The following is a 23,234-nucleotide window of genomic DNA, read 5'->3' on the forward strand; positions in this document are numbered from 1 at the left end:
TCAATCCATCCGCAGAACGATCTTGCCGAACACCTGACGCGTTTCCATACGCTCCAGCGCCCGGTCGATATCGTCGAAGGTTACTTCGGTGTCGATGACCGGATGAACGATGCCGCGGGCCATCTTCTGCATGGCATTGGCCATGTTTTCCATGCGGCAGCCGAAGGAGCCGAGCAGCTTCAATTGCTGCTGGAACAACATCATCAGGTTGATGTCGGTGGATACGCCCGAGGTGGAGCCGCAGGTGACGAGACGGCCGCCGCGCTTCAGCGAGAACATCGAGGCGACGAAGGTGTCCTTGCCGACATGTTCAAACACCACGTCAACACCCTTCTTTTTCGTCAGCTTGCGCACGACGCCTTCGAAACGGTCTGTCCGGTAGTTGATGACGTGATCGGCGCCGAGCGCCTTGGCACGCTCGATCTTGTCGTCGGAGCCGACTGTCGTAATGACGGTGCAGCCCATCTTCTTGGCAAGCTGGATCGCCGCCGTGCCGATGCCGGAACCGCCGGCATGAACGAGGATCGTTTCGCCCGGCTCAAGCTTGGCATTGTCGAACAGCATGTGCTCGACAGTGCCGAAAGTCACCGGTGCAAGTGCGGCGGCAACGGCGTCAATACCATGCGGAGCCGGCACGAGCTGGCGGGCGGGAATATTGATCTTTTCCTGCGCGAACCCGTCGAGATGGAAACCGTGCACGCCCTGAACATGTTCGCACAGATTGTCACGACCTTCGCGGCAAGGCTTGCACAGCCCGCAGGTGCGCGCGCCATAAACCGCGACGAGCTGGCCCGGCAGCACATTCGAAACGCCCGGACCGATGGCTTCCACCACGCCGGAAGCCTCGGCACCAATGGTAAGCGGCATCTTGCGCTTGGCGAAAGCCATGCCGCGCCAGCCCCACACATCGATATGGTTGAGCGCCACGGCCTTGACGCGCAGCGTCACCTCGCCCGGACCAGGTGCATCCGGTTCGGGCAGGTCCACTTTTTCGAGCTTCCGGTCGTCCACGAGTTGAAGAGCGCGCATATTTCAGTCCTTCGCCCAAGGGCGTTTATCTGGGGGCGTTTATCTAAAGGGCTATTCCAGCAAACCTCTGTAACGGTTTTGCGGCCGGAATGCGTAATCAAAGAAGCGAGAGCGTTTCCGGATTGTTCGGGCCGGAAACGCTCCTGTTGATGGCGAAACCGGTTAAGCCGGTTCCCGCGTCATGACAAGGCTTGCATTCTGCCCGCCAAACCCGAAGGAGTTGGAGAGAACTGCGCTCACCTGAGCATCCCGCTTCACATTCGGCACCACGTCGAGCGTGATGGTCGGATCGGGATTGTTGTAGTTGATCGTCGGCGGCAATGTGCCGGTCAGCATGGTCTGCAGCGAGAACACCGCTTCCACGGCGCCGGCGGCCGTCAAGGTATGGCCGATCATCGACTTGTTGGACGACAGCGGAATATCCTTCAGGCCTTCGCCGAAGACGGCGAGCATGGAGCCATATTCCATCTTGTCGTTTTCCGGCGTCGAGGTGCCGTGAGCGTTGATGTAACCGATATCGCTTTCGGCCACGCCCGCATCGGCGAGTGCCGCGCGGATCGTCGCAATCGCCGGGCCGCCATCGGGCGAAGAGCGCGTGCGGTGGAAGCTGTCGGCCTTTTCACCGGCGCCCTTGATGATGCCGAGCACCTTTGCGCCGCGTGCGACGGCGGCTTCAAGCGATTCCAGCACCAGCGTTGCCGCACCTTCGGCAATCACGAAACCGTCGCGATCCTTGCTGAACGGCTTGGAGGCCTTTTCCGGCGGATCGTTCTGGGTTGAAAGTGCAGACAGCAGCGAAAAGCGGATCAGTGCCTCGGCGCTGACCGAACCGTCGGTCGCAACCGTCAGCGCCCGTTCGGTGCGGCCCTGGCGGATCGCCTCGACGCCGAGCTGGATCGCAGTCGCGCCGGATGCACAGGCGGTGGACAGCGTGACCGGCAGGCCGCGTGTACCAAAGCGGTCGGAAAGACGCTCGGAAATCGCGCCGAAAAGTGCTGCTTCCTGGAAGGCCGGATCGGGGCGCTGGCGCAACGCCGTCATGAACCGCTCATAGGCGTCGCCAGGCTGGGCAGCCGGCGGCGAACGGTCGGCAAGCTCGAAACGTGCGCTCCATTCCGGCTCGATCGGCGGTGCTGCGAGAAACAGCGGCCCATCGAAATCACCCGATATACCGGCCTGCGCCAGAGCTTCGATGGTGGTTTCACGCGCGAAGGCATAGGAGCGCTCGACGGAGTTCGGAACCGGGATATTGATGAAATCCACAGTGCCGCTGATGCGGGTGGAAAGCCCCTCGGTCGGGAAACGGGTGATCTTGTGGATGCCCGACTTGCCAGATGTCAGCGCCGCCCAGTTATCGGCAAGCCCCTGCCCCAGCGACGTGATGATACCCATGCCGGTCACGGCGACGATCGGGCGACCGAGATGATCCTTGAAATTGGAAGTCATGGTCTATTCTCCTCAAACGTCGCGGGACAGAACGGCGACACCTTCGCCGCGCACATGGCCGACAGTGGTGACGACGGCTTCACTGGCCGCCTCGCCCATCTGCTTTTCCGCAGCCGCATCGAAGGCAGGAACCTTCGCACCGCTTTCAAGCGTCAGCGCCGCCAGAGCCAGTCCGAGCGGAAACTGCGCTTCAAGTCCATGGCCGGTGATACCGCCAAAACCGCGAATGACGGCCTGCGGCAGCGCCTTTTCGAGAATATCCTTCTCACGCCGGGTCACCTCGTCATAACCGCTCGCACCGGAGAATACGACGGTCGCGGCGCTGTCCTTTGCAGGCGCAAGCAGCCGCTCCATACGCTTTTCCATGCGGCCGTCATCGCGGCTGCCACGATCGCCCTCGATGGCGTCGATGCGGGCATAGATACGTGCGCCGCGCTCGCTGGCGTGCTTGCGCGATTCCAGCACGAGGAATGCGCCGAGCGAACCGGAAATCATGCCGCCGCCATCCTGGTCGCCACGCGACCACAACGGCTGCCAGCCACCCTGCGCATGCGCGCCGATCGCCTCGAACAGCAGGATCATGTCGGGACGTTCGGCCGAAAAGGCGCCGCCAACCAGCGCATGGCTCGATTCGCCGGAACGAATGCGGTGAAACGCGGTTTCGACGGCGGAGATACCTGCCGCCTCCTCACCCATGAAGGTGCGGGAAGACCCGGTGACCTTGTGCACGATGGAGATATTGCCGGCCATCAGATTGGAAAGCTGGGCGAGAAACAGCGTCGGACGCAGTTCGGTCGTCAGCTTCTCGTTGAGCAGCTTTTCGCGGTCGTTACGCTTCAGCGCTTCATCGACAATCAGCGTATCGACATTGATGTCGCGCTCACCGCCGCCGGCCGCAACGATCATGTCCATGGTGGCGCAGGCTTCGGCATTTTCCTTCAGCCCGGCATCATCGAGCGCGAGGCCAGCGGCGAACACGCCGAGGCGCTGCCAGTTTTCCATCTGGCGTTGGTCGCCGCGCTTGGCAATCTGCGCGGACCAGTCAATTTCCGGCATGGGATGAACCGGATAGGGTTTGAATTTTTCGGTCTCGACAATCGTCGCCGGCGCGGCTGCTCCCGAAAGAAGCGCAACATGCGCCTGGCTGCCGACGCCGTGACAGGTCACGATGCCGACCCCCGTTATCACCACATCATTGTCAGATTTCATCGTCTGTCATCCTTTGCAGCCGGCCCCATCGGAATGGTCACGGCTATCCAACAGCGGTCGCAAACGACCGCTCCATGCGTTGCGGAATAAAGCGCGCGGTGCGGATTGGCAATGGTGAAGGCCCGTTCGGCCATCGCCAGCCCACGATTTTCATGCATCGAAACCGGGCCGACGGAAAAAACGCCCTCTTTCGAAACGGGCGGAAGCGCTTATTTCTGCGCATCCGCGGCAATGGCCGCCATCAGGCCGACTTCTTCGGCCCGCTTCTTTACGATGGGACCGAGAGGGATTTCGCTGAAGGGCATGGTGCGCAGTTTCAGCTGCGCGTCGCAGACCTTCTTGCCATCGCTGGTAATCTTCGCCTTGGTAACCGCAAAGCCCGAACCGTCATGTTCCAGCACGGCCTCGATGTCGAGAACAGCGCCCGGCTCAACGAAGGTGCGCATCTTGGCGCCATCGACCGACATCAGGAACGGCATGGATGCAAAATCGCTGAATGCCAGAACCAGCATGCCGGAGGCCTGCGCCATGGTCTCGATCAGAAGCACACCCGGAACCAGCGGCATGCCGGGAAAGTGGCCTTCGAAAACCGGGCTTTTGTCGGGAACGACGGACTGCGCCTTCAATGAGCGCGTCGTCATATCCACGGCCTCGACCTTGTCGATCATCTGAAAATATTCAAGCAACATCCGTCCGGCCCGTCTCTGGTCGGTTGCGACCCGCCCAATGAAAGGCCGGGTCCAGAAAGAGAAATGCCCGCTTGACGCGGGCATCATCATCTCAGCCCTTGGCTGCGCGCAATTCGTCGATCTTGGCGCAGAGGTTCTTCAGCACGAAGTATTCTTCGGTGGAAACCTTGCCTTCGTTGACTTCCTGCGTCCACTGCTCGAGCGGAATCTTGATGCCGAATTCCTTGTCGATGGCGAAAACGATATCCAGAAAGTCGAGGCTGTCGATGCCCAGATCGTCGATCGTGTGGCTTTCCGGCGTAATGGTTTCGCGGTCGATTTCGCTGGTTTCGGCGATAATGTCGGCAACCTTGTCGAATGTAGCTGTCACGCCCATAATCCTTATTGTCGTTCGTATGAATTATCCTGTCTGACGCACCACATAGGCAAGTCACACAAAAAAGCCAATGGTTTCGTGACGTAACTTTGAAATTTGCCGCAAAACTGTTGCCTAAACAGCAACCGAATGGCGGCCGCGTCCATTGCCGAGATAAGTGTCGAAGATTGCCGCGATATTACGCACGAAGGGCCTGCCCACCTCGGTAAGCGCAAAAATATCGGCATCCATACGCACCACGCCATCGCTGTTGCCGGCGGCAAAATGCTGTGCCTGCGTCCGCACGGCATGGCTGGCCTTGCCGAAACGCTGATCGAGATCGGCGAAATCGAGCGCGAAATCGCACATCAGCCGCTCGATGACATGCGAGCGCAGATGGTCCTCTTCCGACAGTTCTATTCCCTTGACGATGGCAAGGCCGCCCTCGCCCGTCATCCGCTGATATTCCCCGGTCGCCACCATGTTCTGCACATAACCCTGCGGCAGCCGGCCGATCGAAGAAGCGCCAAGCCCGATCAGCGCATCGGCCGTATCAGTGGTATAGCCCTGGAAATTCCGCCGCAACGCACCCGCTTCGGCCGCCTGGCACAAGGTATCGGCTGGCTTGGCGAAATGGTCGATGCCGATCGCTTTGTAACCCGCCTGTTGCAACATCTCACCCGCCATCGTCATCTGGCGATACCGCTCGGCAATATCCGGAAGCGCGTGTTCTGGGATCAGCGACTGGTGTTTTTTCATCCACGGAACATGGGCATAACCGAAAAGCGCTACCCGGTCCGGATCGAGCGAGACGATCTGATCCACTGTCTTCTTCAGCGTCTCGCAGGTCTGGAACGGCAGACCGTAGAGAATGTCGCAATTGACGGAGTGAACACCCCTCGCCCGCACCGCATCGACAACGGATTTTGTCTGTTCGAAAGATTGAATACGGTTGATGGTTTTTTGCACTTTGTCATCGAAATCCTGTACGCCGAGGCTTGCCCGCGACATACCGACGGCGGCAAGCGCGTCGTAACGGCTGTTATCCAGATCGTTCGGGTCCATTTCCACGCTGATTTCAGGCGCCAGCCCAAAAGTGAAATGGCGCCGCAGACAGTCCATCAGGCTCACCATGTCCTCAGGCTTCAGCATGGTGGGAGAACCACCGCCGAAATGCACGGCACTCACCACTGCGTCAGGTGAAACGAGCGCGCCGACCGCGGCAATTTCCTGCTTAAGTGCTTCCAGATAAACGGCAATCGGCTCGTATTTCAGCGTGTGCTTGGTGTGACAGGCACAGAACCAGCACAACCGGTCGCAATAGGGAATATGCAGGTAAAGCGATATCCGGTTCCGGTGGTTGAGCTCGCCCAGCCATTGCCGGTAGGTCGCATTATCGATTCTCTCGTGGAAATGCGGCGCGGTCGGATAGCTCGTGTAACGGGGTACGGCGCCAGAATATTTGCGAAGAAGTTCGGTATTCATCACCGGTTTTGCCTTTTATCAAGAAAATGTCGATTTCCTCTCTTTCAGTAACGGCTGCGACAGTTTGCAACTTTGACTTCAATCAAATTGCGCCTTAAGTTCTTCCTAATGTAGACGCTGGGGCGACGGCTACGCGGCGCAAGCCTTTAAAGAGACCGTATTTGATACCCACGGTCGCAATCGTCCCGAAAAAGCCAGCATTGGAAAAGGCTTATGGACACGCTGCAGAAGACCATCCACAATTCGGAAGAGCCCGTTGTCTGTCGCTCCTGCGAGGCGCGCCACGGCGGTCTTTGCAGCACGCTGACCCCGCAGCAGCTCTGCGATCTCAACCGTTATTCCAGCCGCAAAAAGCTGGAGGCCGGCAATGAGCTGCTCGGCCAGGGGGAACTTGTCACCTCCTATGGCAACATCCTCAATGGCGTGGTGAAGCTTTCGAAAATGATGTCGGATGGCCGCCAGCAGATCGTCGGCCTGCAATTCGCACCGGATTTTCTCGGCCGCCCGTTCATGGCGGAAAGCAAGATGACGGCGGAAGCGGCAACGGATGTCGAAATCTGCCTTTTCCCACGCCGCATCGTCGACCGCATGGTCTCGGAAGTGCCTGATATGGAGCGCAAGCTGCATAACCAGTCGCTGAAGGAACTGGATGAGGCGCGCGACTGGATGCTGACGCTTGGCCGTAAATCAGCGCAGGAGAAGGTTGCCAGCTTCCTTTATATGATCGCCACCCACATCGATCCGGAAAACGACGACAAATCGGCTTTCGACCTGCCGCTCTCACGCGCCGACATCGCCGATTTTCTCGGCCTCACCATCGAAACGGTGAGCCGGCAAATGACCAAGCTGCGCAAGGAAGGCATTATCCGCATCGAGAACAACCGCCATATCACGGTACCCGATCTCGACATTCTGAACGAAGCTGCCGGCAACGACTGACCGGCATTCGCCATTTTTCATCGACCCTGAAGCGCGGGCGTTCCAATATTGACGTGCGGCGCCCGCGCCTGAGCGGGGGCGAGCGCAAAACCGGCAAGAACCAGCAAAGCGGCGATGCATTTCATGATATTTCACCCTGTATGCCGCTTTTTCAGCGGCCTGTTTGTTATGGCTGCATCATAAGCGCCAAACAGCATCCATCCGCTTAAAATCTTCGGTAAGCGGATGGTTCAAAGGCAGGGTAAAGAAGGGGTTATGATTTCGCGCCGGCCTGACCCATGAGCGGTAAGTGCCACCATCCCAGGCTCGGCATCGCCGCTTGTTTCTTCTCCCCGCCGGGGAGAAGGTGGCCCGAAGGGTCGGATGAGGGGGCAGCGTTGCCGGATTTCGGAGAGCTCGCCCCCTCATCCCGCTGCCGCGGACTTCTCCCCGGCGGGGAGAAGAAACAGGCGGCATGCGCTCGCTCCATCTCACGCCTCATGGCGCATATGGGCCAGCTTGGTTTCAGGGCGTGTTTCGTCACTCAAGGATGTTGGCGTGGGTTCGTTATATCGCGCATAACGCGCGTGATAATCTCACTGCGAAGCAGCAGGCGTCGCAACCGGCTTCTGGTTTTCGCCGAGCGCCCGCAGTTCCGCAACCCGGCGCTTGTATTCGGCTTCCGAAATCTGGCCGTTGCGGCGTGCCGCACCAAGGCGCGAGAGGCTGGTTTCCATGGTGGAGGCCTCATCGTCACCCATCTGGGTACCGGCCGCCGTCATGGGCGCCGAGAAGGTCGGATAGGTGCCGGTGTCGCGCTTCTGGCTCACCGCATTGTCGCTAACGGGGCGCGGGCCGACAATTTCTGCCGTCGGGCGGCGCATATGGGCAGGCGCCACGATCGGTTCGGGAGCCTTGCAGGCCGCGAGTCCGGTAACAATCAGGACGCCGGACAGGGAAAGCACAGCGATTCTCGCAGTGTTTTCCGCATATGTTCCCCATGTGCCCATCTGCTTGCCCATCGTCGTGTTCCGCCTGTAAGGATATCTGCCGATATCGAATTCGACTGCGGTTCGGCCCTTTGCTGCCTCCCCTTGCTGGTGGAACTTGTATTCGTTTTCATGCAGAATGTGCAAACACAAATTTGGCGGAGGATAGCGCATGGCGGGTGTTGACGGCGGGCAGAAGCAAAAGGGCGGCAAAACGCCCGGTTTCGACGCCGGATCCGCCGAAGCCTACCTGATCCGCGACCCTGAAGCCTTCGCGATCAACATCGCTCGCGCGCTTGAAAATCTCGGCAAGGCCGCCTCCGAATGGCTGGCGCCGCGTGAACGCGGCGAAATCCCTGAAAACAGCGCCGATCCCATGACCGACCTCGTCAAGACGCTGTCCGATGTCGCGGAATATTGGATGGCCGAGCCACAGCGTTCACTGGAAGCGCAGACCCATCTTCTCTCCAGCTATTACGACCTGTGGACAAAATCGGTGGCGCAATTTTCCGAAGCTGCCGATTCGGTCTCGGAAAAACCCACAGAGACCGGCCCCGCGCAGCGCCGCAACCGGCGTTTTGCGGATGCCGACTGGCAGGCCAATCCGTTTTTCGATTTTCTCCTGAAAGCCTATCAAACCACCGTGGGCTTCGCCGACCGGATGGTGACGGAAGCCGAGGGGCTGGACGAACATACACGCACCAAGGCGCTGTTCTACATGCGGCAGGTAACCGAGGCGCTTTCGCCGGCCAATTTCGTCTTCACCAATCCGCAGGTCTTCCGTGAAACGGTTGCCTCCAGCGGCGCCAATCTCGTCAAGGGCATGGCGCAGCTGGCGGAGGATGTAGCAGCAGGCAATGGCCACCTGAAACTGCGCCAGACCGATTACAGCAAATTCGTCATCGGCCAGAATATCGCGGTAACGTCGGGCAAGGTGGTGGCCAAAAGCCCGCTCTGCGAGATCATCCATTATGCGCCGACAACACAGAAGGCCTTCAAACGGCCGCTGCTGATCGTGCCGCCATGGATCAACAAATTCTACATTCTCGATCTCAACCCGCAGAAATCCTTCGTTAAATGGTGCCTCGATCAAGGCCACAGCGTGTTCATGGTCTCCTGGATCAACCCGGATGCCCGCCTCGCCGACAAGAGCTGGGACGATTACATCCGCGAAGGTATTGATTTCGCCCTCGACACCATCGAGGAAAGAACCGGCGAGAGGCAAATCAACGCCATCGGCTATTGCGTCGGCGGCACGCTTTTATCCTCGGCACTGGCACTGCATGCGCAGCAAGGTGATGAGCGTATCCGCAGCGCCACGCTGCTCGCCGCCCAGACCGATTTCATCCATGCCGGCGATCTCAAGGTCTTCATCGATGAAGGCCAGCTGGCGGCGCTCGACAGGCATATGCAGGCGGTCGGTTATCTCGACGGCTCGATCATGGCCACCGTCTTCAACATGCTGCGCGCTTCCGATCTCATCTGGCCCTATATGGTCGATAATTACCTGCGCGGCACCGAGCCCCTGCCCTTCGATCTGCTCTACTGGAATTCCGATTCGACCCGGGTGACGGCTGCCAGCCACTCCTTCTATCTGCGTAATTGTTACTTGGAGAACAATCTCGCCCGCGGGCTGATGCGTGTTGCCGACAAGCGGATCAATCTCGGCGACATCAAGATACCCATCTATGACCTCGCCACCCGCGACGACCATATCGCGCCGGCGAAATCGGTTTTCACGGGTGCTGCGCTGTTCGGCGGGCCGGTGGAATTTGTGCTTGGCGCTTCCGGCCACATAGCCGGCGTCGTCAACCCGCCGCAGCTTGAAAAATACCAATATTGGACGGGGTCGTCACCGGCTGGAGACTTTGATGCCTGGCAGGCTGCCGCCACCGCCCACAAGGGCTCATGGTGGGTGCACTGGCAGAACTGGATCGAAAGCCAGAACGCTGAAAAGGTAAAGGCGCGCAAGCCGGAAGACGGCAAGCGGCCCGTGCTCGGCGACGCGCCGGGAACCTACGTCCTTTCCTGACCCAATTCCATCACCGAAACATCTTTCAGGCCACATGCTCTTCACACCCCCGCTCGTTCCCGCCACGCTGATCTCCCGCTACAAGCGCTTCCTCTTCGATGCCGTTCTGGAGGACGGCACGGCGATTACCGGTTCCTGCCCCAATACCGGTTCCATGCGCGGGCTGACGACACCGGGCTCCCGTATCTGGCTTTCCGAACATGACAGCCCGACCCGCAAGTACCGGCACATGTTTGAAATGGTCGAGGCAGATGGCACCGTGGTCGGCATCAATACCGGCATGCCGAACCGGCTGGCGGAAGAGGCAATCGTGAACGGCCGTATCCCTGAGCTTGGCGGCTATTCGACGATCCGGCGCGAACAGAAATACGGCCGCAATTCCCGCATCGATTTCCTGCTCACCGAACCCGGCCGGCCGGACGCCTATGTTGAAGTGAAGAACGTGCATTTCATGCGAAAAAAGGGTCTGGCCGAATTCCCTGATACCGCTACCAAGCGCGGCGCCAAGCATCTGGAGGAGCTGGGTGACGCAGCGGAAGCCGGTTACCGTTCGGTGATGCTCTATCTCATCCAGCGCGACGATTGTGACCGGATGCGCATCTGCGACGATCTTGATCCGGTCTATGCGCTGGCGTTTCAGCGGGCGATGGCACGTGGTGTCGAGGCCTATGCGGTAAAATGCGCGGTCTCCCCGGCACAAATTTCGGTCAGCGGAACGGTTAAGATGGACGAATGGCGTCCGGCTGTTTTATGAACAGGGACGTAAAGAGACAGAAAGCACTATGATGGTCACCTATATCGACGCAGCCTCCGCTCCCCTCAAGAATACCGGCGTCATCCGCCTCTATACCCCTGAGGACTTCGACGGTATGCGCAAGGCGTGCCAGCTGACGGCGCGCTGCCTCGACGAACTGGCGGCGATCGTCAAGCCCGGCGTGACGACTGACGCCATCGACCGTTTCGTCTTCGAGTTCGGCGCCGACCACGGCGCGCTGCCGGCAACGCTGAATTATCGCGGTTATACCAAATCCGTCTGCACCTCGATCAACCATGTGGTCTGCCACGGCATTCCGGATGAAAAGCCGCTGCGCGACGGCGATATCGTCAATATTGACGTGACCTATGTGCTTGACGGTTGGCATGGCGATTCGAGCCGCATGTATCCGGTAGGCCAGATCAAGCGCGCCGCCGAGCGACTGATGGAAGTGACCTATGAATGCCTGATGCGCGGCATCGCGGCGGTCAAGCCCGGTGCGCGCACCGGTGCAATCGGCGCGGCGATCCAGGCCTATGCGGAAGCAGAGCGCTGCTCGGTGGTGCGTGATTTCTGCGGCCATGGCGTCGGACGCCTGTTCCACGACACGCCGAACATTCTGCATTACGGCCAGCCGGAGGAAGGGCCGGAAATCCGCGAGGGCATGATCTTCACCATCGAGCCGATGATCAATCTCGGCAAGCCGCATGTGAAGGTGCTCTCGGATGGCTGGACGGCGGTGACGCGTGACCGTTCTCTCTCCGCGCAATATGAACATGCCGTCGGCGTCACGGCCACAGGCTGCGAAATCTTTACGCTGTCACCGGGCGGCTTTGATCGCCCGGGCCTTCCGCCACTCGCATAAGGCCAGACCGCCTATGGCAAAACGCCCTGCCCCGCCTCCCGCCGATCTTTCCCCGACGTCAGGCTTTGAGGCGGGCGAAGGCGACCTGTTCGACGCGGCGGATGAGCGCGGCTTTTTTGCCGAACCGCGAAGTGCTCCGAAAAAACCCACCGTCACCATTGCCGAACAGGAAGCGGAGACCGCGCACTATCACGGTCACCGGGACCGGCTGCGGACGCGTTATCGTGATGGCGGCGACGCCGCACTTGCCGACTACGAATTGCTGGAACTCCTGCTGTTCCGGCTGATCCCGAGGCGCGATACCAAACCCATCGCCAAGGCGCTGATTTCCCGCTTCGGAACCCTTGGCGGCGTGCTTGGCGCACCTTTGCCGCTGCTGCAGGAGGTGAAAGGCGTCGGCGAAGCCGTGGCTCTCGATCTGAAGCTCGTCGCTTCGGTTTCCCAGCGCATGCTGAAAAGCGAAATCCGTAACAAGCAGGTTCTCGGTTCCTGGTCATCGGTCATTGATTATTGTCATGCCGCCATGGCCCATGAAACGCGCGAACAGTTCCGCATCCTGTTCCTCGACAAGCGCAATGTCCTGATCGCCGACGAGGTGCAGGGTCAGGGAACCGTGGACCACACGCCGGTCTACCCGCGCGAAGTGGTGCGCCGCGCCCTTGAACTGTCATCTACAGCCTTGATTTTAATACATAATCACCCGAGTGGAGACCCCACCCCCTCGCGGGCGGATATCGAGATGACCAAAACCATTATCGATACTGCAAAGCCGCTCGGCATTGCTGTCCACGACCACATCATCATCGGCAAGGATGGCCACGCCAGCTTCAAAGGGCTTCGGCTTATTTGAAAATCAACTGGTACTGACGCGAAGTTTTTAACGCGCCTGCAACCCATAAGGGCGGCATCAACAAAAAATTAACACCTATAAATTAGCATTTCCGAAAATAATAAAACAAGGCATCGAACCTTGGTGCCTTAAGAAACGGGGGTGCTTTATGCGTAATGCAGTGCGTTTCCTTCGCGATCGGTCCGGCTCGAACGCTGTCGAGTTCGCGATCGTCGCGCCGATCTTCTTTCTCGTCCTTCTGACCATGATCGCCTACGGCATCTACCTGATGGCGGCCTATTCGGTGCAGCAGATCGCCGCCGATGCGGCGAGAACGGCGGTTGCCGGCCTGAATACGACCGAGCGCCAGCAGCTTGCCCGGGATTTCGTCACCAAAAGCGATCTCAGTTACGCCTTCATGGACAAGAACCGTTTCACCGTCGATGTCGCCACCGATCCCGCCAATGCCAACCAGTTCACGGTCAAGGTCGAATACGACGCCAGCGATCTGCCGATCTGGAGCCTCTACAGCTACACCATGCCAGAGCCGGTCATCCGGCGTTTTTCCACCATCCGGATCGGAGGAGCATGACATGCGGACTATCCCTTCCCTGCTCCCCGCTTTCCTGAAGGATCGGGCCGGCAACATCGCCATCTCGGCCGGGCTGACCGCGCCGCTTTTCATCGGCGTCCTGGCGCTTGGCGTCGATTACGGTTATCTGACCCTGCAGAAACGCCAGTTGCAGCAGACCGCCGATCTCGCAGCCATATCGGCGGCGGCAAATGCCGCCGACCCGGAAAAGGCGGTCCAGCAATATTTCGCCCTCAACGGCATGGATCTCGGCGTCAAGACGCCGCAGGGCCTGCTCACTCCAAACGGTCTTCAACCCTTCGATCCCGCAAACGAATTTGCAAGCAGCAAGGGTTACGCCGAGGTCATCAAGGGCCATTATGAGCCGGATGCAACCATTCCTGTCGGCGCACGGTTCGTCGACAACGCCCTGCCCACCAATGCGGTGAAAGTGAACATCGTCGAAAAGGGCCAGATATTCTTCGCTGCCGCCTTCACCACCCCGCCCAAGATCTCTGCGGTCGGAACGGCCTCGTCCCAGAAGATCGCGGCATTTTCGGTTGGCTCACGACTGGCAAGTCTCGATGAAGGCATTTTGAACAGCCTGCTCGGCGGCCTGCTCGGCACCACGGTTTCGCTCAAACTCATGGATTACCAAGGGCTGGTTGCCGCCGATGTCAACGCGCTGCATGTCGTCGAGGCGCTTGCCATCGATCTCAAGCTCACCGCCGGCACCTACAAGGATGTGTTGAAGACGGAAATCACCTACGGTCAGTTCCTCAATGCGCTGACCAAAACCACCGGCCTGCAGCCGGCTGTCGCCAACATTCTGAAGACACTGGAAAAAACCGCCAACAAGAGCAACATCAAGCTCAAGCTTGAGGAAATCCTCAATCTCGGACCATTCTCGGACAAGCTGATCGGTAGCGGTGAAAACCTCAAGGTCACCGCCGGCGTCTTCGATCTCCTCAATGCCGCAGCCGTTGCCGGAAATGGCGGCAATCAGCTGGCGCTCAATCTCAACGCCAATGTTCTCGGTCTCGCCTCCGTCAAGGCAACGCTTGCCATCGGTGAACCGCCGGTCGAAACCCCGTCGCTCGCCGTTGGTGGTCAGGGCACCATCGTCCGCACCGCACAGACCCGGCTGGCGGTCAATGTCGTGGTGGACGGGCTTCAGGCCATTGCCGGCCTCAAGGTCAATATCCCGCTTTATGTGGAAGTCGCCCATGCCGAAGCGCGGCTTGCCGATATTCGCTGCACGGGCGGCGGACAGGGAACGGTCGATGTAGAGGTTGTTCCCGGCGTTGCGGAAATCGCGCTCGGCAATGTCGATACCTCAGCTTTTGCCAATTTCGGCAAGGACCCGCGCGTCACCAAGGCAGCGATCGTCGATTCAGCCCTGCTCGCCATCAATGGCAGCGCCCTCATCAATGCCACCAACATGACGAAGACCAAGCTGACCTTCACGCAGTCGGATATCACCCAGGCCAAGATCAAGAGCGTTTCCACCAAGGACACCGTCACCACCCTTGTCAGTTCGCTGTTGAAGAACCTCAATCTGGATATAAGGCTGCTCTTTCTCAACCTCGATCTGGGAGGTCTGGCAGGCATCCAGTCAGCGCTTGCCAACACCCTTGCAGTGGTCACCGCTCCGGTCGATCAGCTGCTCTACAACGTGCTTCTGGTTCTCGGCGTCAAGATCGGCGAAGCCGATGTGCGCGTCACCGATGTGCGCTGCCAGCAGCCGGCGCTGGTGCAATAGCCCCGAAGATAGATACAAAAAAGCCGCCGGGAATGTCCCGGCGGCTTTTGTTTGATCAGTCTTTAAATCAAGCCGTAGCAATCGCCAGACGCTTCTCGTCCCGACCGCTCTTCATGCGCTCGGACAGCAGGAACGCCAGTTCCAGCGCCTGATCGGCGTTGAGGCGCGGATCGCAATGGGTGTGGTAACGATCCGACAGCGAATCCGCCGTCACGGCACGCGCACCACCCGTGCATTCCGTCACGTCCTTGCCGGTCATCTCGATATGGATGCCGCCCGGATGTGTACCTTCGGCGCGGTGGATCTGGAAGAAGCTTTCGACTTCCGACAGGATGCGCTCGAACGGACGCGTCTTGTAGTGGTTGAGCGTGATCGTGTTGCCATGCATCGGATCGCACGACCAGACGACCTTGCGGCCTTCCTTCTCGACTGCACGAATGAGCTTCGGCAGGCTGTCGGCAACCTTGTCATGGCCAAAACGGCAAATCAGCGTCAGGCGACCGGCCTCGTTTGCCGGGTTCAGCGCATCGATCAGCTCGATCAGATTGTCAGGCGTCAGCGACGGACCGCATTTCAGGCCGATCGGGTTCTTGATACCGCGGAAATATTCCACATGCGCATGGTCGAGCTGGCGCGTGCGGTCACCGATCCAGATCATGTGGCCGGATGTCGCATACCAGTCGCCGGAGGTGGAATCGATGCGGGTCAGCGCCTCTTCGTAACCGAGCAGCAGAGCCTCATGGCTGGTGAAGAAATCGGTTTCGCGCAGGCTTGGATTGTTCTCCGCGCTGATACCGATCGCCTTCATGAAGTCCATGGTTTCGGAAATCCGGTCGGCCAGCTTGCGGTAACGGTCCGCCTGCGGGCTGTCCTTGATGAAACCGAGCATCCACTGGTGAACGTTTTCAAGATTGGCATAGCCACCCATAGCGAAAGCGCGCAGCAGGTTCAGCGTCGCGGCCGACTGGCGGTAGGCGTCGAGCTGGCGCTCCGGGCTCGGTATGCGCGAACCTTCGTTGAATTCGATGCCATTGATGATGTCACCGCGGTAAGACGGCAGCGTTACGCCATCAAGCACTTCCACGTTGGAAGAGCGCGGCTTGGCGAACTGGCCGGCAATACGCCCAACCTTCACGACAGGCAGTTGCGCGCCATAGGTCAGGACAACGGCCATCTGCAGGAAAGCGCGGAAGAAGTCGCGGATATTGTCCGCGCCATGCTCGAGGAAGCTTTCGGCGCAATCGCCGCCCTGCAGCAGGAAGGCGTTACCTTCAGCCACATTGGCAAGCTGTTTCTTCAGACGACGGGCTTCACCGGCAAAAACCAGCGGCGGATAAGTCGCAAGCGTGGCTTCCGTTGCAGCAAGCGCTGCCGCATCAGGATATTCGGGAACCTGCTGGATCGGTTTCTGCCGCCAACTGCCGGGTGTCCAATTCTGTGCCATGTTCTTACCCTTTTTTCGCCCGCGCGACTGTCGCGCGACCGCCTCGAAAAATTGAGCGGCTTATAGCTCCAAGCATCGGCTTTGCATAGCCGATGTCAGGGCTAACAGGCTCATTCTGCCCCTTTTGGGCACTCCAGATGTACAAAAGTCAATTCAAACGATTTAACCAGCCCGCCGCCCTCCAGAAAACATCAGTTTTCGAACGGCGGCGGGCGAATTTGGACAGCGATCATATCACGCTTGTACCAGCGTTACACGCGCTCGCCGTTCACCACGCGGTAGCTCGGCGAATACATCGTCACCAGCTCCTCGGCGGCGGTCGGATGAACCGCCATGGTGCGGTCGAAATCATCCTTGGTGCAGCCGGCTTTCAGCGTGATGCCGAGAAGCTGCGCCATCTCGCCCGCCTCGTGACCGAGAATGTGCACGCCGACTACCTTGCGGTCGGCGGCATTGACGATCAGCTTCATGATCGTCTTTTCCTGACGGCCGGACAGCGTTGCCTTCATCGGCCGGAACTGGGCGCGATAGACTTCCAGCTCCGGATATTTCTTGCCCGCCTCCTCTTCCGAAAGACCGACGGTGCCGATTTCCGGCTGCGAGAACACCGCCGTCGCGATCAGCTCGTGATCCGGCTTGGTCGGGTTGTTCTTGTATTCGGTCTCGATGAAGCACATGGCCTCGTGGATCGCCACCGGCGTCAACTGTACCCGGTCGGTGACGTCGCCCAGCGCAAAGATGTTCGGCACATTCGTGCGCGAATAATCATCAACGATGATCGCGCCCCGCGCATCCAGCTTCACGCCGGCATTTTCCAGACCCAGACCCTTGGTGTTCGGATCGCGGCCAAGCGCCAGCATGACCAGGCCGACATGCAGCGAGCTGCCCTGCTTGGTACGGGCCACGAAACCATCGGCACCATCCTTGCTGACTTCCTCGATGATATCTTCGAGAATGATGCGGATGCCCTTGGCCTCCATCGCCTCATGCAGGCCCTTGCGCATGTCGTGATCGAACCGCGAAAGAATTTCCTTGCCGCGATAGATCAGCGTCGTTTCAACACCGAGTCCGTGGAAGATATTGGCGAATTCAACAGCGATGTAACCGCCGCCGGCAATCAGGATCGATTTCGGCAGTTCTTCCAGATTAAACGCTTCGTTGGACGAGATCGTCAGCTCATGGCCGGGCAACGCCTTGTGCTCGTTCGGCGTGCCGCCGACGGCAATCACGATACGCTCTGCCGTGAAGGTCTCACCGGTTTTTGTGAGCTTCACGGTATGGGCATCGACCAGTTCGGCACGACTGTCGAAAATATCGGCCTTGGCGTTCTCCAGCCCCTTGCGATACAGCCCCTCGAGACGGGTAATTTCCTTATCCTTCGCGGCGATCAGCTTCTTCCAGTCGAAGCTGCGCTCGCCCACACTCCAGCCGAAACCTTCGGCATCCTCGAAATGTTCGGGGAATTGCGAGGCATAGACGAACAGCTTCTTCGGCACGCAGCCGCGAATGACACAGGTGCCGCCATAACGATATTCTTCAGCAATCCCCACGCGCTTGCCGAGCGAGGCCGCCACGCGGCCGCTGCGCACGCCGCCCGAGCCGCCACCGATGACGAAAAGATCGTAGTCATAAGCTGTCATAGTCAAAACCCCTGATCAAAACCACGCCATCAGCCTCGAGGCGAACGGTGGCGTCTTCACGGCACATATAGGTGCTGCGACGCACAAATGAAAAGCCCGGTCTTGCGACCGGGCTTTGAATATTTCTGAACTGTCTGTTCATTTAATCAGGGCTTGGGAGCAGCCGGAGCGCCGCCCGTGGCGTTCTGATCGGCCGGAAGCGGCTTCAGATCGGCGCCGGCAACCTTCTGCAGTTCCGACATGCTGGACGCGTTGAGATCGCGGTTGATGCCGGCGGCCCAGATATCGGCGGCCTTCATCAATTCGCGCGTGGCGATCGGACCGTCCTTCAGAAGCTTCTTGCCCGCTTCGCTGCTGTAGAAGGCGGAAATGGCGTTCAGCTCTTCGACGCTGAAGGCGCGCGCATAGGTGAGTGCAGCCTCGCGTTCCAGATCGGCGCGGCGCGGCGCAAGCTCGAGCGCCTTGGCATCGACGGTCTCGGTGATGGCATCCTCGACATTCGGCGAGGCCTGAATAAGTTCGGCCTTCAGACGCTCGGCCAGTCCAGGCAGAATGTCATCAAAACGGTCGGTAACGCCAAGAGAGGCGATTGCCTGCCGTGCGGCAGCAACATGCGCTTCCGAAATTTCCTGAGCGCGTACGGCAGTACCGAACACAACGCCGGAAATGAGGATCGAAGCAGCGGCAGCTTTGCCCAGTCCCGCTAGTTTGATCATGAAAATCTCGCTCCTGTTATACTGCCTGCATCACGCGGGCGCCTTCAGGACCCGCGATAATGGCAAGCGATGCCAAATTTATGAAAAGTCCGTGCTCGACGACACCGGGAATCGTGTTCAGCTCGCGTGCTAGCGCTTCTGCATCAGGAATACGGCCAAAAGATGCGTCGAGGATAAGGTGTCCGCCATCCGTCATGAAGGCGCCGTCGCCGGACGAACGCATTGTCAGTGCACCCGAAAGACCGGACCGCGCTGCCAGTTTTTCAATGGCGATGCGTGTCGCCACCTGGCCGAACGGGTTGATTTCGATGGGAAGCGGAAAGGCGCCCAGCGTCTCGACGACCTTGCTCTGGTCGGCAATGACGATCACGCGGGCAGATGCCGCCGCAACGATCTTTTCGCGCAGAAGAGCACCACCGCCGCCCTTGACGAGACGCAGCCCGTGATCCACCTCGTCAGCGCCGTCGATGGTCAGGTCCAGTTCCGGCAATTCATCGAGGGATTTCAGCGGCACGCCAAGCTCGACGCAGAGACGCGCGGTGCGCTCGGATGTCGGCACGCCCTCGACCTTGAGACCGGCCGCGACCTTCTCGGCCAGAAGCCGGACGAATTCCTCGGCCGTCGAACCCGTGCCGATACCAAGCCTCATCCCGTCTTGCACATGGGACAATGCGGCCTCGGCGGCCTTGATCTTCATCTGGCGGGCATCCATGTGCCTGAAACTCCGGTAGCTTTGTCGTCGCCGTGCTGTTTACACGGGTCGAAAGCCAAACGAAAGCCTTTTTCAAGCCAACGAACAGAACGTTGTGACGCGGTTGCAAAGACAGGCCCGTTTGCCTAGGCTTGGCACGAATGAAAGCACCGACACCTCGACACCCGCATTCTCCAAGAGGCCCGTTCCCGTGACATCCCGCCCGCTCTCTCCGCTCGCCATCTTTGATCTCGACGGCACGCTCGTCGACACCGCCGCCGACCTTGTCTCGAGCCTCAACCACACCATCGCCGCAGCCGGCCTTGCCCCCGTCACCTATGACGATCTGACCCACCTCGTCGGCCAGGGCGCGCGGGTGATGATCAAGCGGGCTTTCGCATTGCGCGAGACGGAACTGCCGGAAGCCGAGATCGACCCGCTGTATGAGCGTTTCATCACCCATTACCGTGCCGAAATGCCCGGCGAAAGCCGCCCCTATCCCGGCATCATCAACACGCTGGATGCGCTCTCGGAAGCCGGCATCACGCTTGCCGTCTGCACCAACAAGACAGAAATCCTCGCTTTGCCGCTGCTCGAAAAACTGGGGCTGACGCGATATTTCGCGACCATCACCTGCGGCGACACCTTCGCCTTCCGCAAACCGGATGCCCGCCATATTCTCGGCACCATCGAAAAGGCCGGCGGCGATCCGCAGCGCGCGATCATGGTCGGCGACAGCATCAACGACATTCTCGCCGCCAAAAACGCTGCCGTACCGTCGATCGGCGTGACCTTCGGTTATTCGGATGTGCCGATGGCCGAGCTTGAACCTGACGTCGTGATCGATGATTTTGCAGCACTGACGCCCGATCTGGTGGGCCGGTTGCTGACCGGACGCGACGCGGCGGCGTAAACCGCCGTGGTCGATCACAATTTCCTATTCCCACGCACCGCTGTCAGCATCATCGCCATTGGCGATACCGGCGAAGCCCTGCTTCTGAGAGCAGTGCTGGAAAGCCTTGGCGCGTCGGTCCGGCTGCATCTTCCCGGCACGCCCGAAGATATTCTGGTGTGCCTGAAACAACCCGACAATCCGCCCCCCTATCTCATCATCAGCGGCCATGGCGATGAAAACGGGCTTGTGGTCGGCGAATTTGACCCTGATGTAACCCGGATGGAATTGCTGGACGGCAGCATGCCCGCCGAAGCGTTCCTCGGAACCGTCGATCTGCGCGACACCGTGGTTTTCAGCACGGCTTGCTGCACGGGCTCCGGGGCTTTCGCCAAAGCCTTCATCGAGGGCGGCGCAAAAGCCTATGTGGCGTCAGCCGGTTATCCTGACGGCGCGGCGACACCGCTCTTCGTTCATCTGTTGTTTTATGAACTGCTCGTCCGCAAATCGCCGCTGGAAGAAGCGCTGAGGCTTGCCAGCCAGCTTGATAGCGATGACGAACTGGCGTTCGAACTCTTCAAGCCACAACCCCCGGAATCATAACCGGCCGAAACAAAAAAAGCGCCGTTTCCGGCGCTTTTTCTCTCAATGCGATTTATCAGATCGATGCGGCCCGCGCCTTCGTCGTTACGGCAAAAGCCTTCTGCACATAGCTGTCACGATCATAGACGTCGTCGAAGAACTGCACCTTGCCGTCCTTGTCCGGCCAGGCGGTGAAATAGGCGACATAGACCGGGATTTTCACCGGCACCTGCACGGCGCGGTTCTTGCCGGAAGCGATCTGCTCACCCACCTTGTCGACGCTGGTGCCGAGAACCGCGGCAGCCATACGGCGTGGATCGACCAGACGGATACAGCCGTGGCTCAGCGCCCGCATGTCGCGGTTGAAGAAGCTCTTGGCCGGTGTGTCATGCATGTAGATGGCATGCGCGTTGGGGAACAGGATTTTCAGATCGCCCAGCGCATTGTCGCTGCTCGGCGGCTGGCGCACGGAAACGGCGTTGGTCGAGCCATACCAGTTGACGCTGGTGGAGGAGACCGCACGGCCGCCCACCTGCACTTCGTAACCCAACCGGTCGAGATAGGACGGGTCGCGGCGCAGCTTCGGCAGCATCTCGTTGACGATGATCGATTGCGGCACGCCCCAATAGGGGTTGAACTCGACGGTCTGGATTTCGTCCTGGAAGAAATAGGTCTGGTTGGCCTTGGAGCCGACGACCACCTTCATGCCGAACTGTTCCACGCCATCATTGTGATAATAGGCCATGAAAGCGGGCTGGTTGATGAGGACGTAACGCTGGCCGAGATCGGCCGGCAGCCAGCGGATCTGCTCCATGGCCACCTGCACCTTGGCGATCTTCGCCTCGTTGCTTTCGCCGACCATGGCGCGCACGGTCGCGCGACCGATGACGCCATCCGGCTTGAGGCCGTTTTCGCTCTGGAAAGCCTTCACCAGATCGACGAGGTCAGGCGTATAATCCTGCGTCTGCTGGTAGCCCGAAATGATCGCCGCATGTTCGGCCTTGAAGGCGGGCGAAGCGCGATGTTCGATTGCCTTGACCACATTGGCCATGTCGGCGCTGCTATTGCCGGGCTTCAGCACCAGATCGGCGGGAACGCGGACGGTGTGAGCCGCATCGCCCTCACCGCGCAGGCGGGCGAGGTCAGCCTTCAGCGCCTGATATTCGGCACTCGACGGTTCGCGGCTGCGCAGATAGGCGGCAACATCGGGGCTGAGGCCCGCAAGCTTCAGCACTGGCGCAAGGTTTACCGTCTTGCGCTTGAAATCATGGTAACCGGAGAGCCGGTTCGGATCGACGCGGCCACGGGTCGTGTCCTGCACATAGGCCAGAACCTTGGCAGACAGTGCGAGTTCAAACCGCATCTGCGCCCGCTGATAAGCGTCAGAGGTGGATGCCGATACCGTTTCCACCGGCGTGCCGGTCGCAGTCGTGCCCGAACCATTGCCGCTGATGCTGGCGGTCACATCCTTTGCCGGTGCGGAAATGCTGTAATCGGCCGGATCGAGACCGCTTTCGCCAACCGTCTCGAAGAAGGCGATGACGGCGTTGGCACGCTCGGTCAATTCACCGTCGGAAACCCACAGCGTCTTGCCGCCGGCGCCATAATAGGCTTCCAGCGCCTTGGCGATTTCAGGCGTGGCGCTGAACTTCAGGTTGGCGAGATCCTCACCGAAATTGGCCGTGTTCACAGCGCGGGCGGTATCCGCCTTGTAGTCATAGTAACGTGGGCCGGAAACCCGCGGCAGGGGCTCGGGATCGGAAGCATCGGCGCTCGGTCCTGAAACCGACGGCGAGGTGACGATACCGGCCGGCGGCAACTCACCGCGATCGCGCGCAACTTTGCCCGGGCCGCCGCGCAGAAGGTCCATCAGCGTTACCGCACCGGCGCTGCCGGGAAGAGCGACGGAAAGACCGAGAACCAGCATCAGCGCTGCCGATGTTTTTCCAGATGTGACTTGCAATTTGATCCTCGTAGCACCCAGCACCGCCAGGAAAACGGCGGGCATCAGTTTCATGCCTGTCTAGCCGATCAACGGCCCGTTGAAAAGAAACGCCCAAAGTTCACAACCGTGCCGAAATGAACCTTATGATACAGCCAAAGCCATAAAAACGTAATTTCCAGAATTGGCGAGAATGGTTAAATTTCTATTTATTTCATTCACTTTGCCGTGGCTCCCAGCACCACCCGCACACCACCGAAAGCCCGGTTTTCCGGTCATTTCGGGACGTAGTAAAAATGACACGCCGATCCGTTTTTCACCCCGGCCCTGCCCTGGCGTTGAAATCGCTTTAACGCGGCGGGAAATATCTGCCTCTGCCGCATTGCAACGCTTT

Annotated in this window: 21 protein-coding genes; 9 read left to right on the forward strand and 12 right to left on the reverse strand. The window is 59.5% G+C overall.

Annotation, left to right across the window (positions count from 1 at the left end; genetic code table 11):
- The 6 genes from CFBP6623_RS06730 to hemN form a co-directional block, all read right to left on the reverse strand.
- Positions 1-1,029: a zinc-binding dehydrogenase gene (locus tag CFBP6623_RS06730; RefSeq protein ID WP_035242478.1), complete on the reverse strand. Its 1,029-nt coding sequence runs from the start codon at positions 1,027-1,029 to the stop codon at positions 1-3.
- A 162-nt stretch (positions 1,030-1,191) separates the two neighbouring features.
- Positions 1,192-2,475: a beta-ketoacyl-ACP synthase gene (locus CFBP6623_RS06735; protein WP_046800077.1), complete on the reverse strand. Its 1,284-nt coding sequence runs from the start codon at positions 2,473-2,475 to the stop codon at positions 1,192-1,194.
- A gap of 12 nt (positions 2,476-2,487) precedes the next feature.
- Complete coding sequence (locus CFBP6623_RS06740; RefSeq protein WP_046800076.1) at positions 2,488-3,684, reverse strand: beta-ketoacyl-ACP synthase; 1,197 nt, start codon at positions 3,682-3,684, stop codon at positions 2,488-2,490.
- A gap of 209 nt (positions 3,685-3,893) precedes the next feature.
- The gene (locus tag CFBP6623_RS06745) at positions 3,894-4,373 is read right to left on the reverse strand and encodes a 3-hydroxyacyl-ACP dehydratase FabZ family protein (RefSeq protein WP_046800075.1); all 480 of its coding nucleotides are present in this window, start codon (positions 4,371-4,373) and stop codon (positions 3,894-3,896) included.
- A 91-nt stretch (positions 4,374-4,464) separates the two neighbouring features.
- Positions 4,465-4,749, reverse strand: coding sequence for an acyl carrier protein (locus CFBP6623_RS06750; RefSeq protein WP_003495848.1), 285 nt, complete (start codon positions 4,747-4,749; stop codon positions 4,465-4,467).
- Between the two features lie 114 nt (positions 4,750-4,863).
- Positions 4,864-6,213 (reverse strand): oxygen-independent coproporphyrinogen III oxidase, encoded by a 1,350-nt coding sequence (gene hemN / locus CFBP6623_RS06755; protein WP_080842073.1) that lies wholly within the window; start codon positions 6,211-6,213, stop codon positions 4,864-4,866.
- A 213-nt stretch (positions 6,214-6,426) separates the two neighbouring features.
- On the opposite strand from hemN, the gene fnrN reads away from it, so the two are divergent.
- Complete coding sequence (fnrN, locus tag CFBP6623_RS06760; protein WP_046800073.1) at positions 6,427-7,152, forward strand: transcriptional regulator FnrN; 726 nt, start codon at positions 6,427-6,429, stop codon at positions 7,150-7,152.
- Positions 7,153-7,727: 575 nt separating this feature from the next.
- Here the strand turns inward: fnrN and CFBP6623_RS06770 are convergent.
- Positions 7,728-8,153, reverse strand: coding sequence for a hypothetical protein (locus CFBP6623_RS06770; protein ID WP_046800110.1), 426 nt, complete (start codon positions 8,151-8,153; stop codon positions 7,728-7,730).
- A gap of 139 nt (positions 8,154-8,292) precedes the next feature.
- Here CFBP6623_RS06770 and CFBP6623_RS06775 point away from each other — a divergent pair, with 139 nt between their 5' ends.
- The 6 genes from CFBP6623_RS06775 (at position 8,293) to CFBP6623_RS06800 (ending at position 14,933) form a co-directional block, all read left to right on the forward strand.
- Positions 8,293-10,152: a PHA/PHB synthase family protein gene (locus tag CFBP6623_RS06775; RefSeq protein ID WP_046800072.1), complete on the forward strand. Its 1,860-nt coding sequence runs from the start codon at positions 8,293-8,295 to the stop codon at positions 10,150-10,152.
- A gap of 34 nt (positions 10,153-10,186) precedes the next feature.
- Positions 10,187-10,906 carry a DNA/RNA nuclease SfsA gene (sfsA, locus tag CFBP6623_RS06780; RefSeq protein ID WP_046800071.1) on the forward strand — a complete coding sequence of 240 codons (720 nt, stop codon included), beginning with the start codon at positions 10,187-10,189 and terminating at the stop codon, positions 10,904-10,906.
- 31 nt (positions 10,907-10,937) lie between these two features.
- Positions 10,938-11,771 (forward strand): type I methionyl aminopeptidase, encoded by an 834-nt coding sequence (map, locus tag CFBP6623_RS06785; protein ID WP_046800109.1) that lies wholly within the window; start codon positions 10,938-10,940, stop codon positions 11,769-11,771.
- A 13-nt stretch (positions 11,772-11,784) separates the two neighbouring features.
- Entirely contained in the window at positions 11,785-12,621 is an 837-nt protein-coding gene (gene radC / locus CFBP6623_RS06790; protein WP_046800070.1) for a RadC family protein, read from the forward strand.
- 148 nt (positions 12,622-12,769) lie between these two features.
- Positions 12,770-13,192 (forward strand): TadE/TadG family type IV pilus assembly protein, encoded by a 423-nt coding sequence (locus CFBP6623_RS06795; RefSeq protein WP_046800069.1) that lies wholly within the window; start codon positions 12,770-12,772, stop codon positions 13,190-13,192.
- Between the two features lies 1 nt (position 13,193).
- The gene (locus CFBP6623_RS06800) at positions 13,194-14,933 is read left to right on the forward strand and encodes a TadG family pilus assembly protein (RefSeq protein WP_046800068.1); all 1,740 of its coding nucleotides are present in this window, start codon (positions 13,194-13,196) and stop codon (positions 14,931-14,933) included.
- 67 nt (positions 14,934-15,000) lie between these two features.
- Here CFBP6623_RS06800 and CFBP6623_RS06805 read toward each other — a convergent pair whose 3' ends face one another.
- From CFBP6623_RS06805 to rpiA, 4 genes are all read right to left on the reverse strand, one after another.
- A complete protein-coding gene (locus CFBP6623_RS06805; RefSeq protein WP_046800067.1) occupies positions 15,001-16,377 on the reverse strand; it encodes a class II 3-deoxy-7-phosphoheptulonate synthase in 1,377 nt (458 codons plus the stop codon).
- Positions 16,378-16,628: 251 nt separating this feature from the next.
- On the reverse strand, positions 16,629-18,017 hold the full coding sequence (gene gor, locus CFBP6623_RS06810; protein WP_046800066.1) for a glutathione-disulfide reductase: 1,389 nt from the start codon (positions 18,015-18,017) through the stop codon (positions 16,629-16,631).
- Between the two features lie 146 nt (positions 18,018-18,163).
- Entirely contained in the window at positions 18,164-18,733 is a 570-nt protein-coding gene (locus tag CFBP6623_RS06815) for a DUF2059 domain-containing protein (protein ID WP_046800065.1), read from the reverse strand.
- A 16-nt stretch (positions 18,734-18,749) separates the two neighbouring features.
- Positions 18,750-19,445 (reverse strand): ribose-5-phosphate isomerase RpiA, encoded by a 696-nt coding sequence (gene rpiA / locus CFBP6623_RS06820; protein ID WP_046800064.1) that lies wholly within the window; start codon positions 19,443-19,445, stop codon positions 18,750-18,752.
- A gap of 190 nt (positions 19,446-19,635) precedes the next feature.
- On the opposite strand from rpiA, the gene CFBP6623_RS06825 reads away from it, so the two are divergent.
- Entirely contained in the window at positions 19,636-20,337 is a 702-nt protein-coding gene (locus tag CFBP6623_RS06825) for an HAD family hydrolase (protein WP_046800108.1), read from the forward strand.
- A gap of 6 nt (positions 20,338-20,343) precedes the next feature.
- Entirely contained in the window at positions 20,344-20,919 is a 576-nt protein-coding gene (locus CFBP6623_RS06830; protein WP_046800063.1) for a hypothetical protein, read from the forward strand.
- Positions 20,920-20,974: 55 nt separating this feature from the next.
- Here CFBP6623_RS06830 and CFBP6623_RS06835 read toward each other — a convergent pair whose 3' ends face one another.
- Positions 20,975-22,825, reverse strand: coding sequence for a L,D-transpeptidase family protein (locus tag CFBP6623_RS06835; protein WP_046800062.1), 1,851 nt, complete (start codon positions 22,823-22,825; stop codon positions 20,975-20,977).
- Positions 22,826-23,234: the final 409 nt, after the last annotated feature.

Source organism: Agrobacterium tumefaciens, from assembly GCF_005221385.1.
GTDB classification, from domain to species: Bacteria; Pseudomonadota; Alphaproteobacteria; order Rhizobiales; family Rhizobiaceae; genus Agrobacterium; species Agrobacterium tomkonis.